We start from the raw sequence: 14,623 nt of genomic DNA on the forward strand, positions 1-14,623 counted from the left end.
GGGGTGGGTCATTGTTCGCGCGCTCGAGCCCAGGTCGCGGCCGGGTCCGGGCGCGAAGAGGTGAGTTCATCCGATAAACTGCTGGTCAAATGAGTGATATTCAAGACGCCCCCGACCAGGAGACCGCAGCTCTCACGTTTGCCGATCTCGACATCGATGCACGTGTGCTGCAAGCTCTTTCGGATGTGGGTTACGAGTCCCCGTCGCCGATCCAGGCGGCGACCATCCCACCGCTGCTGGAGGGACGGGACGTCGTCGGTCTCGCTCAGACCGGCACCGGCAAGACCGCCGCCTTCGCGGTGCCGATCCTCTCGCGTATCGACACCTCCGTGAAGCGGCCCCAGGCCCTGGTGCTGGCGCCCACCCGCGAGCTCGCGCTGCAGGTCGCGGAGGCTTTCGGTAAGTATTCCGTCCATATCCCGGGCCTGTCCGTCCTGCCCATCTACGGCGGTCAGGCATACGGTGTACAGCTGTCCGGCCTCCGCCGCGGCGCCCAGGTCATCGTCGGCACCCCCGGACGTGTGATCGATCACCTCGCCAAGGGCACCCTCGACATCTCCGAACTCGAGTTCCTCGTCCTCGACGAGGCCGACGAGATGCTCACCATGGGCTTCCAGGAGGACGTCGAGCGCATCCTCGCCGACACCCCCGACACCAAGCAGGTCGCGCTGTTCTCCGCGACCATGCCGGGCGCGATCCGCCGGCTGTCGAAGCAATACCTGAAGGATCCGCAGGAGATCACCGTCAAGTCGAAGACGACGACGTCGGCGAACATCTCCCAGCGCTGGGTTCTCGTCTCCCATCAGCGCAAGCTCGACGCGCTGACCCGAATCCTCGAGGTCGAGACCTTCGAGGCCATGATCATCTTCGTGCGCACGAAGCAGGCCACCGAGGACCTGGCCGAGCGCCTGCGCGCCCGCGGTTTCTCCGCCGCCGCCATCAACGGCGACATCGTGCAGGCCCAGCGCGAGCGCACGATCAACCAGCTCAAGAACGGCACGCTCGACATCCTCGTCGCCACCGACGTCGCCGCGCGTGGTCTCGACGTCGAGCGCATCAGCCACGTCGTCAACTACGACATCCCTCACGACACCGAGTCGTACGTGCACCGCATCGGCCGCACAGGCCGCGCCGGCCGCACCGGCGACGCGCTGCTGTTCGTCGCTCCGCGCGAGCGTCACCTGCTCAAGGCGATCGAGCGGGCCACCCGCCAGCCGCTCGCCGAGATGCAGCTGCCCACCGTCGAGGACGTCAACGCCCAGCGCGTATCGAAGTTCAACGACTCGATCACCGAGGCGCTCGCCTCCGATCACCTGCAGCTGTTCCGCACCTTCATCGAGGACTACGAGCGTGAGCACGACGTGCCGCTCGCCGACATCGCCGCCGCACTGGCGGTCCTGTCACGCGACGGCGAGTCGTTCCTCATGGAGGCCGAACCCGAGCCGGTCGCACCGCCGCGCCGCGACCGCGAACCGCGCGAGCGTCCGCCGCGTCGCTTCGACGACGGGCCGAAGGTCGGTCGCGACGGCCAGGAGATGACCACCTACCGCATCGCCGTGGGCAAGCGTCACCGCGTGCAGCCCGGTGCGATCGTCGGTGCCATCGCCAACGAGGGCGGACTGCGCCGCGGCGACTTCGGGCACATCAGCATCCGTGCCGATCACAGCCTTGTCGAGCTGCCGAAGGATCTGTCGCCGCAGACCCTCGACGCGCTGCGCTCCACCCGCATCTCGGGTGTGCTCATCCAGCTGCAGCCCGACTCCGGCGCACCGACCGGACGTCCGAGCTCGTATCGCGGACGCGACGACCGTCGCGGCGACGATCGACGCGGGGGAGACCGGCGCGATCACGGCAAGCGCGACCGCGGCGGCAAGCGTGAGTACGGCGACAGCCGTGGTGGCCGTTCCGGCGACTTCACGCACCGCAGCGACCGCAACGACCGTGGCGGTCGCGGCGGCTACCGCGACTGACGTCGGTCAGCTCACTCGCTGCGCCAGGACGTCGACGGTGGCGCCGTCGATCGACTCGCGGATGATGTCGGCGTGCCCGGCGTGGCGAGCCCATTCCTCGATCTGATGCAGGATCAGGAACCGGACGGTGAACGGTTCGCCCTGATCGAGCCACTGCGCGACGTCGGGGGAGATCTCCACGACCCGGCCGAGGTCAGCTTCGGCGCGAACCGTCGCGGCGAACCGTTCGGCCTCGGCGTCGAGGCGGGCGAGCTGGTCGGCGACCGTCTCGCTCTCCTCGACCCGCCACCCGGCCTGCCACGCCGCGACCGGGTCGGCATCGCGAGTATTGTCGCCGCGGATCCGGCCGTCCGTGGCGGTGAGACCGTCGACGAGATGGTTGACCAGCGATGCCAGGCTCATCGACGATGCGCTCGGCGCGCTGCGGGCCTGATCCTCGGTCAGGCCCGACAGCGCGTTGCGCAGGGCATCGAATTGGTTGGAAAGCAGCTTCAGCAACAGATCGTGTTCTGGGGTGCTCATGCGTCGAGTATGGGGGCTCCCACCGACACCTTCGGCCCCGAATCGGCGAACTGCGTGCGGTACAGCTCCGCGTAGCGGCCACCCGCCGCCAGGAGATCGTCGTGGTTGCCGCGTTCGACGATGCGCCCGGCCTCGACGACCAGGATCTCGTCGGCGGCGCGGATGGTCGACAGGCGGTGCGCGATGACCACCGACGTGCGACCCTCGAGCGCCTCGGTCAACGCCTCCTGCACAGCGGCCTCCGAGGTCGAATCGAGATGGGCGGTGGCCTCGTCCAGGATCACCACCCGCGGATGGGCGAGCAGCAGTCGCGCGATCGTCAGCCGCTGACGCTCACCACCCGAGAGCCGGTAGCCGCGTTCGCCGACGACCGTGTCGAGTCCGTTCGGCAACGACGCGATCAGGGGCTCGAGGCGTGCGCGACGTAGGGCGTCCCACAGTTCGTCCTCGCCGGCTTCGGGGCGGGCGAGCAGCAGGTTGTTGCGGACCGTGTCGTGGAACAGGTGACCGTCCTGGGTGACCAGCCCGACTGTCGCGCGGATCGAGTCGGCGGTCAGTTCGCGGACGTCCGCTCCGCCGAGCAGCACGGCGCCGGAATCGACATCGTACAATCGCGGGATCAGTTGTGCGATGGTCGATTTGCCCGCGCCGGACGATCCGACCAGTGCGACCATCCGGCCCGGTTCCACGCGGAACGACACGTCGCGCAGCACCTCTTCGCCGCCCCGCGAATCGAGCACCGCGACCTCCTCGAGCGATGCGAGCGAGACCTTGTCGGCGGACGGATACGCGAAGCCGACCTCCCGGAGTTCCACCGAGACCGGACCGCCGGGCACCGGCCGGGCGTCGGGCGACTGCTCGATCAGCGGCTTCAGATCGAGGATCTCGAAGACCCGCTCGAAGCTCACCATCGCACTCATGACGTCCATGCGGGCGCTGGCCAGCGCCGTCAGCGGCGAGTACAGGCGCGTGAGGAGCATCGCCATCGCGACCACCGCACCGGGATCGAGCTGATCGCGCAGCGCATAGAAACCGCCGAGGCCGTAGACGAGCGCGAGCGCGAGTGCGGACACGAGTGTCAGAGCGGTGACGAACACGCTCTGCAGCATCGCGGTGCGCACGCCGATGTCGCGGACCCGCTTCGCCCGGACGGCGAACTCCCTCGACTCCTGTGCCGGACGGCCGAACAGCTTGACCAGGGTGGCGCCCGGTGCCGAGAACCGTTCGGTCATCTGCGTGTTCATCACCGAGTTGTGGTTGGCCGCCTCCCGGCTGAGCTGCGCGAGCCGGGCGCCCATGTGCCGGGCGGGAACCACGAAGATCGGGAGTAGCAGCAGTGCGAGAAGTGTGATCTGCCAGGAGATCCCGATCATCACCACCAGGGTGATCGCGAGGGTGACGATGTTGCCGACCACGCCGGACAGGGTGTCGCTGAAGGCACGCTGCGCACCGATGACGTCGTTGTTCAGGCGCGAGACGAGCGCGCCCGTACGGGTTCTCGTGAAGAAGGCAACCGGCATGCGCTGCACGTGGTCGAAGACCGTGGTGCGCAGATCGAGGATGAGATCCTCGCCGATGCTCGCCGACAACCAGCGGTTCGCGATCCCGAGGCCGGCCTCGATCAGTGCGATCGCGGCGATGATCACCGCGAGCAGCACCACGACCGAGACCGCGGCGCCGTCGACGATCGCGTCGATCACCCGCCCCGCGAGTACCGGTGTCGCGACGCCGAGCGCCGCGATGGTCACGCTCAGGACGAGATAGAAGGTGATGTTACGGCGGTGCGGCCGGGCGAACTCGGCGATCCGCCGCAGGCTCGCTCGGGAGAACGGCCTGCGGTCGCTCTCGGCGTGCATCGCGTTGTACATCGCGTTCCACGCGGTGACTTCCATGCTCATGGTGTCGGCCTCCTCGGGTCGCAGCCGAGGCTAGGACCTCGAGTGCGCTCGAGGTCAAGCCTAGGCTCGCACCACGACAGGACGAGACGTCAGCGGGCCACGTCGATCACCACGCGGGTCGGTCCGGTGAGGGAGTACACCGAGAACGGCGTGCCGTGCGCGGCGACGCCGATGAACGACTGGGTGACACCTTCGAAGACGCCGGACCCGCTGACCTCCACCACGGATCCGCCGGCATCGGCGAGCACGGGATCCGGGCCGGCGTACTGCTCGACACCGCTGTCGAACGGATAGGCCGAGCCGTCGATGAGCACCTGCAGCACGGCGTCGCCGGCGACGGGGACCTCGTTGCCGCTGCCCTGCTGGAGCGGCTCGTCGACGTAGCCGACCCGCCACCCCGGTGTGCCCTCGCCGCCGAGTTCGTAGACCACGCGGTCGAAGCCCTCGTGACGTCCGGTGCGGATGTCGACGACCGTGAGTTTTGCGCCCTCTCCGGCCGGGGAGACCTTCTCGCGCGCGTCGCGCGGGACCTCGTCGGAGGTGGTGGTCTCGGGAGCCGAGGACGTCGGCGTGTCGACCGAGACGGCGGGGGAGGATGCGGGCTCGTCGGCACCGGCGGAGCATCCCGCCAGGACCAGTGCTGTTGCGGTGACGGCCAGGGCGAGACGCGTGTGCTTCATGGGACTCATGGTACGTCGGAGCTCCCGTCGGCCACTGGCGACGCTCGCGGGGGTTGACCGGATCGAGACGTGAGGCGCACAATTCATCCGAGGATGATTTCAACACTCGATGAATTGAGTGGATCATGGCCATCGACCACATCTCCGACGCTGTCGACATCCGCGATCTGCACGTTCGGCGTGGCACCCATCGAGCTCTCGAGGACGTGAGCGTGCGCGTCCCGCGCGGGGCGATCACCGGACTGCTCGGCCCCTCGGGCTGCGGGAAGACCACCCTGATGCGCACGATCGTCGGCACCCAGATCGTCGAATCCGGCACGGTCACGGTGCTGGGCCTGCGCGCGGGCAGCGTCGAACTGCGCCGCCGCATCGGTTACGTCACCCAGTCGCCGAGCGTCTACCCCGACCTGACCGTCACCGAGAACGTCTCCTATTTCGCCTCCCTCTACGGGCGGAAGGGCGCCGCGGTCGCCGACACCCTCGCGGCGGTCGGGCTCACCGACCACGCCGGCAACCGGACGGCGGCCCTCTCCGGCGGTCAAATGGGCCGGGTGTCGCTCGCGTGTGCGCTGGTGGGCGATCCCGAACTGCTCGTGCTCGACGAACCCACCGTCGGACTCGATCCACTGCTGCGCGCCGAACTGTGGGAACACTTCCGCGCACTCGCCGACCGCGGCACCACCCTGCTCGTGTCGAGCCACGTCATGGACGAGGCCGGCCACTGCGACGAGCTCGTCCTCCTGCGCGAAGGCCGGCTGGTGGCCCAGCTGACCCCGGCCGAGCTGCGCGAACAGACAGGGGAAACGGGCCTCGAGAACGCCTTTCTCCGACTCATCCGGAACCGGACGGGAGCACGACCGTGAGCGCCGTCATCTATGCCACCACGACCACCCGCATCCTGCGTCAGTTGCGAGCCGACCATCGCACCGTCGCGATGATCGTGCTCGTCCCGAGCCTGTTGATGACGCTGCTGTACTTCATGTACCAGAACGCGCCCACCGGCCCGGGCGGAGTCTCGCTGTTCGACCGGATCGCCGTCACGATGCTCGGGATCCTCCCGTTCGTCGTGATGTTCCTGGTCACCTCCATCGCGATGCAACGCGAACGCAGTTCGGGCACCCTCGAACGGCTTCTCACCACACCGCTGACGAAACTCGACCTGCTCGCCGGTTACGGCAGCGCCTTCTCTCTCGCGGCGGCCGTCCAAGCCGGTCTCGCATGCGTGGTGGCCTTCTGGCTGCTCGACGTCACCAGCGCCGGATCCGTGCTGTGGGTGCTGGTCGTCGCGGTTCTCGTCGCCGTCCTCGGGGTCTCCCTGGGGCTGCTGTGCAGCGCCTTCGCCCGCACCGAGTTCCAGGCCGTGCAGTTCATGCCGGTGATCGTCATTCCGCAGTTCCTGCTGTGCGGGTTGCTCGTCGCCCGGGACGATCTGCCCGACTGGCTGCGCTGGATCAGCAACGCACTGCCGTTGAGCTACGCGGTGGAGGCGCTGCAGGAGATCACCGTGAATCCGGGGGTCACCGCCGTCATGGTGCGGGATCTGATCGTCGTCGCGGCGTTCGCCGCCGCGGCCCTCACACTCGGTGCGGCGACGCTGCGCCGTCGCACCCCGTGACGAGCGAGGCCGGGACGCGGCGCCCCGGCCGCCGTCCCGGGAACTCGGGCGCGCGCGGCGACATCCTCGCGAGCGCCCGGGAACTGTTTGCCGCCAACGGTTTCGACAAGACGACGGTGCGTGCGGTAGCGGCCCGTGCAGGGGTGGACCCGGCGCTCGTGCACCATTACTTCGGCACCAAGCTGCAGCTGTTCACCGCGTCCATCGCGCTGCCGGTCGATCCGCGCGACGTCCTCGCCCCCGTCTACGCGGCCGAACCCGAGGATCTCGGCCGTGCCCTCACGACCGCCCTTCTCGGTGTGTGGGACTCCCCGCACCGCGACGCGGCCGTGGCGATGTTCCGTGCGCAGATCGCCGGGGGCGACAGTGGTCTGATCCGCTCGTTCCTGCTGGAAGTCGCGCTCGCACCGCTGTTCGAGCGTATCGACCGTCCCGTCGGCACCGGCCGGCTGCGGGCCGAACTGGTGGCCACCCAGATGACCGGGATCATGCTGGTGCGCTACATCATCGGACTCGAACCGCTCGCGTCGATGTCGTCGGAGCAGCTCGTCGAGATCGTCGCCCCCACTGTGCAGCGCTATCTGACCGGCGACCTGCCCGGCATGTGACCGCAGCTTCGGGGGCGTGCGCTTCGGTCGGAGACAGAGGCGCGCCGTCGACACGGTGCATCGGTCCGCGCACGACGCAAACGTAGAACGGAGTGTGTCGTCAGGTCGAGTGCTCCCGCAGGAAGGCGATGTCCTCGGCGAGTCCCTCCGCCGGGGTCTCGAGCACGATCGGTGCGTCGGCCTGCACCGCGATCTCCGCGAGCAACTGCGGATCGATCTGCCCGTCGGCGAGATTGGCGTGCCGGTCGCGGGCCGAATCGAACTCGTCACGCGAATTGTTCAGGTGCACCAGATCGATCCGGCCGGTGACCGCACGCACCCGTTCGACGACACCGACGAGATCCTCACCGCCCGCCCAGGCGTGGCAGGTGTCGAGGCAGAAGCCGGGACTGTAGTCGCCGATGGCGTCCCACAGACGTCCGATCGCGTCGATGTAGCGGGCCATCGCGAAGTCGCCGCCCGCCGTGTTCTCGACGAGGATCGGCACCCCGAACCCGCCCTTGTCCTCCTGCCGTTCGAACAGCTTGCGCCAGTTCTCCACCCCGGCGGCGACGTCCTCACCCGCGCGCACGTGCCCGCCGTGGACCACCAGCCCGAGCGCACCGATACGCGCGGCCGCCTCGGCGTGGTCGGCGACGGCCTTGCGCGACGGCATCCGCACCCTGTTGTTCAGGCTCGCTACGTTGATGACGTACGGCGAGTGCACCACCACGTCGACGTCCGATGCGAGGATCTCCTCGGTGCGCGGATGCTCACCGGGCTTCGTCCATTTCTGCGGGTCCGACAGGAACACCTGCACCAGATCGGCACCGAGATGTTCGCCCTGACCGATGGGATCGTCGTCCTGCCGGACGTGCGCACCTATCCGCATGTGCCACAGGTTAGGGCAGTGTCCCGCCGACCGGGACCGCAATACCCGGACGTGCCCGGAATCTGCTCGACTCCTCGCATGGGCACACTCGAAGGCGGCAAACTCGACGGCAGGGTCGCGCTGATCACCGGCGCAGGTCAGGGGGTCGGTCAGGGGGTTGCGTTCGCGCTGGCCCGCCAAGGTGTGGCCATCGCGGTCGCCGGCCGGACCGAGTCGAAGCTGATCGACACCGCCGAGCAGATCCGCGCCTTCGGCGGCACCGCCGAGCCGGTCGTGTGCGACATCGCCGATCCGGATGCGATCGCCGCCGCGGTGGACCGCACGGTCAGAGCCTTCGGAGGTGTCGACATCCTCGTCAACAACGCGAGCTTCAATCCGCTCGGGCCGCTGCTCGACCTGAAGCCGGCCGTGCTGGAGAAGGCGTACCGCTCGGGTCCGCTCGCCGCGCTGCACGCCATGCAACTCGTCCACCCGATCATGAAGGAACGCGGTGGCGGGTCGATCGTCAACATGGTCACCTCCGCCGCGGTGCGCTGGGACGCGAGTGGTTACGGCGGCTACGCCTCGACCAAGGAGGCACTGCGGTCGCTGACCCGCACCGCGGCATCCGAATGGGGAGTCGACGGCATCCGAGTCAATGCCATCGCCCCGCACGCTCTTTCGCCGGGCCTGAAATGGTGGACGGAGAAGAACCCGGAGGAGGCCGCCGAGTTCGTGCAAACCATCCCGCTCCGCCGCATCGGCGACCCCGAAGAGGACATCGGGCGCGCCGTGGCGTGGATTGTGAGCGACGACGCACGCTATCTCACCGGCGCGACGATCCCGCTGGACGGGGGTCAGGCACGCTGGGCCTGAGCCACCGCCCCGGCAGACACCCGTATCCCCGAATCGAAGATCGGGGTCATCCCCGATGGTGCGGTGGTCCCGGCACCGGGAAGATGGGTGCATGCCACTGCACTCGGCCCCAGCAGCCCGCGCCCAGGACCTGAAGAAGATCTACGGAACCGGAGAAACCGCGGTACACGCCCTCGACGGTGTGACCGCGGATTTCGCCGCCGGTGAGTTCACCGCGATCATGGGTCCCTCCGGATCGGGCAAGTCGACCCTCATGCACTGCCTCGCAGGTCTCGACAGCGCGACCTCCGGAGCGGTCTTCATCGGCGACACCGATCTGACGACCCTGTCCGACAAGGGGATGACCCAGCTGCGGCGCGACCGCATCGGCTTCGTCTTCCAGGCGTTCAACCTCGTCCCCACCCTCACCGCGCTCGAGAACATCACCCTGCCGGTGGACATCGCGGGCCGCAAGATCGATCAGGAATGGCTCGACACCGTCGTCACCCGTCTCGGTCTCACCGACCGTCTCGGACACCGCCCCGGCGAATTGTCCGGTGGCCAGCAGCAGCGTGTCGCGTGCGCGCGTGCCCTCGCGGGCCGGCCGGAGATCATCTTCGGCGACGAGCCGACCGGCAACCTCGACTCCCGCTCGTCCGGTGAGGTGCTGTCCATCCTGAGGGCGGCCGTCGACGAGTTCGACCAGACCGTCGTGATCGTCACCCACGACCCGCGCGCCGCCGGCTACGCCGACCGCGTGGTGTTCCTCGCCGACGGACGCATCGTCGACGAGATGCGCGAACCGACGGCCGAACGAGTGCTCGACCGGATGAAACAGTTCGATCCCGCCTCCGCGGCTCCCGTGGCGGAATAGGAGACACCGCGATGAGTGGGAATCCCATCCGCAGGGTTGCCCTGCGCAACCTCGCCGCACACAAGGTGCGGCTCGCCCTGACCGTGCTCTCCGTGGTGCTCGGCACGGCCTTCATCACCGGTTCGTTCGTCTTCACCGACACACTGCAGCGCACCTTCGACGGCATCTTCGGCGACGTCGCCCAGGGCGTCGACGTCCGCGTCAGCACCGAGCAGTACGGCACCAGCGGTGTCCCGATCGAGGCCGTCGACCAGGTCGTCGCCCTCCCCGGCGTCGAGCGCACGTCCCCGTCGATCGGTGGCGGCATCATCGTCCTCGACTCCGAGGGCGCCGCGATCCAGACCGGAGGCGCACCCGCCGAGGGTTACGCCTACATCCCGCCCGACCGTCTCGTCGGCGAACCGGAGACCTTCGTGGCCGGTGGACCACCCGCGGAGAGCGGGCAGATCGCGCTCAACGAGAGCGCGGCCGAACGCGGTGATCTCTCGATCGGCGACAGCACGACCGTGCTCACCATCTCGCAGGGCATGGTGCCGGTGACCGTCAGCGGCATCTACGAACTCGAGACCGACACCGGCGGCTACATCGGTGCGTTGTTCACCGAGGAACAGGCATCGCAGCTGTTCACCGACGGCCGGCACATCGGCTTCCTCGACGTCGCAGGCGACGGTTCGCTCTCGCCCGAGCAGCTGCGCGACGAGATTGCGGCAGCGCTGCCCGAGCTGAAGGTGCAGACCGGAGCCGAGGTCACCGAGGAGACCAAGTCGCAGGTCGCCGAGGCCCTGAACTTCCTCAACTACTTCCTGCTCGCGTTCGGCGCGATCGCACTGCTCGTCGGCACGTTCATCATCTACAACACCTTCTCGATGATCGTCGCCCAGCGACTACGCGAACTCGCCCTGCTCCGCGCGATCGGCGGGAGCCGCAAGCAGGTCGGCCGGTCGGTCACCCTCGAGGCCTTCGTCGTCGGTCTGATCGGCAGCATCATCGGTATCGCCGCGGGCGTCGCGCTCGCCTACGGTCTGCGCGCGGCACTGAACGCCGCGGATCTCGGACTGCCGTCGGGCCCGCTGCAGTTGTCCCCGCGCACCGTGATCGTCGCGCTGCTCGTCGGCGTGGTCGTGACGATGGTCAGCGCCTACGCCCCGGCGCGGCGCGCGACCCACGTTCCGCCCGTCGCCGCGATGCGCGAGGAATCCACAGCGACCGTCGAGTCGCTGCGCATCCGCACGATCATCGGTGTGCTCTGCGCGATCGTCGGTGCGGCACTCGTCGTGGTGGGCGCACAGCAGGTCGGTGGCGGCGCGGCCGCGACCGTCGGTATCGGCGCCTTCCTGCTGATCCTGTCGGTGCTGTTCGCGGCGCCGGCGTTGTCCCGGCCCGTCGTGAACGCGCTCGGTGCGGTCTTCGCTCGGCCGTTCGGGGCGATCGGCCGGCTCGCGCGCACCAATGCGACCCGCAATCCGCGTCGCACCGCCGCGACCGCGTTCGCCCTCACCCTGGGACTGATGCTCGTCTCCGTCATCGGGGTATTCGGGTCGTCGGCGAAGGCCAGTGTCGACGCGCTCGTCGACAACGGGGTCGAGGCGGACTTCATGCTCACCGGGCCGCAGATGTTCGGTGTCCCGGCCCCCGCCGCCGAGGCGGTCCGCGGAGTGGACGGCATCGAGGAGGTCGTGCCCGCCTACGGCGTGCAGGCCAAGATCGACGAGGACTTCGAGTTCGGCACCGGAGCGGGCGGGCCCCTCCAGGACGTTCTCGACCTGGACATGGTCGCGGGAGCCTTCGAGGTGACCGGGAACGAGATTCTCGTCTCGCAGGCCTCGGCGGACGACCACGGCTGGGAAGTGGGCTCCACCGTTCCGCTCACCAGTCGCGACGGCGACACCGTCGACACCACGGTCGCCGGCATCTTCGCCGACAACCAGCTGATCGGTCCGTGGGTCGTCTCGCAGGAGCTGTTCGAGCAGTTCACGCCGCCGAACAACCGGTCGGCGCTCGTCGTCCTCATGAACACCGTCGACGGTGCCGATCCGGAGACCGTGCGCGCGTCGATCGAGGAGGCCGTCAAGGACTACGTGATCGTGCAGGTCCTCGACCGTGAGCAGTTCAAGGGTCAGCAGGCGCAGCAGATCGACATGCTCCTCGCGATCCTCTACGGCCTGCTCGCCCTCGCCGTAGTCATCGCCATCCTCGGCATCGTCAACACCCTCGCGCTGTCGGTGGTGGAACGGCGGCGGGAAATCGGCATGCTCCGCGCCGTCGGTATGCAACGCGCCCAGGTGCGTCGCACGATCTACCTGGAGTCGCTGCTCATCGCGGTCTTCGGCGCGGTCGTGGGTGTCGTGCTCGGTCTCGCGTTCGGCTGGGCGTTCGTACGCACCCTCGCCGATCAGGGACTCGACATCATCTCGGTGCCGTGGTCGCAGGTCGTCGGCATGCTCGTCGCGTCCGGCATCATCGGTGTCCTCGCGGCGCTGTGGCCCGGCCAGCGGGCGGCGAAGACGCCGCCGCTCGAAGCGATCAGCGACATGTAGGCAGAAAGTGCAGGTGGACACGAGTTGTCCACAGGCAGTGGAGTTGTCCACAGCGGCCGGCCCGCGGAGCATTCCGCGGGCCGGCCGTCGTCGGTGCCCCTTATGCTTCCGCGGCAGGGGGTGGTGGTGTGCAGGTGGACGATCTGGCGGGGTGGGATCCGGATGCGCTCGAGCGCACGGCGACCGAGCTCGCGGCATGTGCCGATGCCGTCGACGCCGTGGCCGGCGACGTCGCGCGGTCGGCGTCCTTCGGCGACGCCTGGAGCGGTGCGGCGCATGACGGAGCGACGTCCGCATTCGCCTCGTACGGGCGGGATCTCGCGGCACAGGCCGAGTCGTATCGGCGCGTGTCCGCATGTGCGCGGTTCGTCGTGCCGCGACTGCGGGCACTGCACTCCGAACTGGGCGAGCTGCAGACCAGGGCCGCTGCGCGGGGTTTCCCGCTCGACGCCGACGAATTGCTCGCGGCGTCGCTGCGATCGCTGCTCGTCCGTGCCGATGGGCTCGACCGCGAGGCCGCCGCTCGCCTGAGTGTCGAATCCGAGCCGCCGGGAACGGTTCTCGGCGAACAGGGTCGACTACATACCGCGATCGCGCGGTCCGGATCGACGACGCTGCCGGTCCTGCCGGATCCGGCCACCGATCCCGTGCAGGTCGCGCAGTGGTGGAACGGTCTCGACGACACGGCACGCACCGCGCTGGTCGCCGAACATCCCGAACGGATCGGCGCCCTCGACGGACTACCCGCTGCGGTTCGCGATCTCGCCAATCGTGCCCTGCTCGACGACGAACGTCGCCGCCTCGAATCCGTCGCGACACAACTGCGGGCCGAACTCGACGCGATGTTCCTCGGTGGCACCGTGATCGACAGTCTCGGCGTCACCGGACTGTTCACCGACGCCGATGCCGGGCTCGAACAGACGGTGCGGAAGATCGAGGCCCTCGCCGCGATCGACGCGACCCTCGCCCACGGCGACCGGCAATTGCTCGCCCTCGACCTGTCCGGACGCGAAGCGATGGCGGCGGTGGCCGTCGGGGACGTCGACACCGCCGAGCACCTGGCCGTCTTCGTCCCCGGCGCCGGCTCGACCGTGCAGGGCAATCTGCAGGGCTACGACACGCAGGTCGCGGCGCTGCGCGACGCCGCTCGGCTCCACCTCACCGGCGGCGATCCCTCCGTCGCGGCGGTCACCTGGCTGAATTACCAGGCTCCCCAATGGGGATGGGGTCTCGCGTTCACCGAGCGCAGTCCGGTCTCCGACCTCGCCGCCCGGATCGCCGCGCCTCGCCTGGTCGACTTCCTCGACGGCATCGCGGCCTCGCGTCCCGACGACCCGCGTATCACCACGGTCGGGCATTCCTACGGGGCCGTCGTCTCTGGTCTGGCGCTGAGGGAGACCGGTGCGGTCGATGCCGCGGTGTTCGTCGGGGCTCCGGGGATCGGGACCGGCGACGTGACCGACCTGCGGATCCCGCCCGACTCCGCCTATCTCGTCGAAGCCGAGCGCGACATCGTCGCCGACGCCGGAACCTTCGGTGGCGACCCGAGCTTCCTCGACGGCCTGACGCATCTTCCCGCCGGTCCGGGCACCACCACCGCCGGAGTCCCGCTCGCGGGCATCACCGGCCACAGCTCGTATCTCACCCCCGGAACGTCGAGTTCCCACCACATCGCCGGTGTCGTCGCGGGCACCGCAGAACGGAGTACGCCGTGACCTCTGTGTGGAGTTCTCGGCTCGGGGCGTGCGTCGTCGTTCCGGCAGCACTGCTCGCGGCGTGCACCACCACGGTGACCCCGGTCGCGATGCCCGAACCGGTCGCCACGACCAGCGCGGGCGCGGTCGAGTTCTACACCGCCGTGCAGCGCGACGTCCTCACCGCGCTGTCCGCCGAGTTCCCCAGCGTGCGCTTCGAACCGAAGTACGCGAGCACCACCGCGGGATGCACGCTGCCCGACGGCACCTCGGGCCTGACGGTGCACCTCCCGATCCACGGCTCGGGCAGGCCGGTGCCGGTCGACGAACTGGACCGTGCGGCCAGGGTCTTCGAGGACACCGCCGCGCGGGCGGGCTTCCACGGTCGCCATGTGCTGCCTCCGGATACCGGTCTCGCCGTCCGGATGTTCGCGGCCGACGGCTCGTACATCACCTTCGGCAGTTACGTCGCCGCGACCGTCGGACTCACCGTCGGTTGTTACCCGGAGTAGGCCCGGTA

13 protein-coding genes are annotated in these 14,623 nt (G+C 69.0%); 9 read left to right on the forward strand and 4 right to left on the reverse strand.

The window, feature by feature from the left end; translation table 11 throughout:
• The first annotated feature begins 89 nt into the window (after positions 1-89).
• Positions 90-1,970 carry a DEAD/DEAH box helicase gene (locus IM25_RS12615; RefSeq protein ID WP_033097320.1) on the forward strand — a complete coding sequence of 627 codons (1,881 nt, stop codon included), beginning with the start codon at positions 90-92 and terminating at the stop codon, positions 1,968-1,970.
• A gap of 6 nt (positions 1,971-1,976) precedes the next feature.
• Here the strand turns inward: IM25_RS12615 and IM25_RS12620 are convergent, their stop codons facing one another.
• The 3 genes from IM25_RS12620 to IM25_RS12630 form a co-directional block, all read right to left on the reverse strand.
• Positions 1,977-2,492 (reverse strand): mycothiol transferase, encoded by a 516-nt coding sequence (locus tag IM25_RS12620; RefSeq protein WP_033097321.1) that lies wholly within the window; start codon positions 2,490-2,492, stop codon positions 1,977-1,979.
• Positions 2,489-4,390, reverse strand: a complete 1,902-nt coding sequence (locus IM25_RS12625; protein ID WP_033097322.1) for an ABC transporter ATP-binding protein — start codon at positions 4,388-4,390, stop codon at positions 2,489-2,491. Before IM25_RS12625 ends, IM25_RS12620 begins: the two co-directional genes overlap by 4 nt.
• 89 nt (positions 4,391-4,479) lie before the next feature.
• Positions 4,480-5,070, reverse strand: a complete 591-nt coding sequence (locus IM25_RS12630) for an AMIN-like domain-containing (lipo)protein (RefSeq protein WP_033097323.1) — start codon at positions 5,068-5,070, stop codon at positions 4,480-4,482.
• A gap of 125 nt (positions 5,071-5,195) precedes the next feature.
• Here IM25_RS12630 and IM25_RS12635 point away from each other — a divergent pair, with 125 nt between their 5' ends.
• Genes IM25_RS12635 through IM25_RS12645 form a run of 3 tightly spaced genes read left to right on the forward strand, consistent with a single transcriptional unit; the run spans position 5,196 to position 7,293 of the window.
• A complete protein-coding gene (locus IM25_RS12635; RefSeq protein ID WP_033097324.1) occupies positions 5,196-5,933 on the forward strand; it encodes an ABC transporter ATP-binding protein in 738 nt (245 codons plus the stop codon).
• A complete protein-coding gene (locus tag IM25_RS12640) occupies positions 5,930-6,685 on the forward strand; it encodes an ABC transporter permease (RefSeq protein ID WP_033097325.1) in 756 nt (251 codons plus the stop codon). The genes IM25_RS12635 and IM25_RS12640 overlap by 4 nt, the downstream gene beginning before the upstream one ends.
• A complete protein-coding gene (locus IM25_RS12645) occupies positions 6,682-7,293 on the forward strand; it encodes a TetR/AcrR family transcriptional regulator (protein ID WP_019288104.1) in 612 nt (203 codons plus the stop codon). Before IM25_RS12640 ends, IM25_RS12645 begins: the two co-directional genes overlap by 4 nt.
• Positions 7,294-7,393: 100 nt before the next feature.
• Here the strand turns inward: IM25_RS12645 and IM25_RS12650 are convergent, their stop codons facing one another.
• The gene (locus tag IM25_RS12650) at positions 7,394-8,164 is read right to left on the reverse strand and encodes a deoxyribonuclease IV (RefSeq protein ID WP_033097326.1); all 771 of its coding nucleotides are present in this window, start codon (positions 8,162-8,164) and stop codon (positions 7,394-7,396) included.
• Positions 8,165-8,242: 78 nt separating this feature from the next.
• Between IM25_RS12650 and IM25_RS12655 the strand changes: the two genes are divergently transcribed.
• The 5 genes from IM25_RS12655 (at position 8,243) to IM25_RS12675 (ending at position 14,615) form a co-directional block, all read left to right on the forward strand.
• Complete coding sequence (locus IM25_RS12655; RefSeq protein WP_006553929.1) at positions 8,243-9,019, forward strand: SDR family NAD(P)-dependent oxidoreductase; 777 nt, start codon at positions 8,243-8,245, stop codon at positions 9,017-9,019.
• A 91-nt stretch (positions 9,020-9,110) separates the two neighbouring features.
• The gene (locus IM25_RS12660) at positions 9,111-9,872 is read left to right on the forward strand and encodes an ABC transporter ATP-binding protein (RefSeq protein WP_006553930.1); all 762 of its coding nucleotides are present in this window, start codon (positions 9,111-9,113) and stop codon (positions 9,870-9,872) included.
• 11 nt (positions 9,873-9,883) lie between these two features.
• Positions 9,884-12,409: an ABC transporter permease gene (locus tag IM25_RS12665; protein ID WP_065996084.1), complete on the forward strand. Its 2,526-nt coding sequence runs from the start codon at positions 9,884-9,886 to the stop codon at positions 12,407-12,409.
• A 134-nt stretch (positions 12,410-12,543) separates the two neighbouring features.
• Positions 12,544-14,124 (forward strand): alpha/beta hydrolase, encoded by a 1,581-nt coding sequence (locus tag IM25_RS12670; RefSeq protein ID WP_232333318.1) that lies wholly within the window; start codon positions 12,544-12,546, stop codon positions 14,122-14,124.
• Positions 14,121-14,615 carry an LppA family lipoprotein gene (locus IM25_RS12675; RefSeq protein WP_006553933.1) on the forward strand — a complete coding sequence of 165 codons (495 nt, stop codon included), beginning with the start codon at positions 14,121-14,123 and terminating at the stop codon, positions 14,613-14,615. The genes IM25_RS12670 and IM25_RS12675 overlap by 4 nt, the downstream gene beginning before the upstream one ends.
• Positions 14,616-14,623 lie beyond the last annotated feature (8 nt).

Origin of the sequence: Rhodococcus sp. p52 (genome assembly GCF_000763325.2) — a bacterium.
Classification (GTDB): domain Bacteria; phylum Actinomycetota; class Actinomycetes; order Mycobacteriales; family Mycobacteriaceae; genus Rhodococcus; species Rhodococcus pyridinivorans.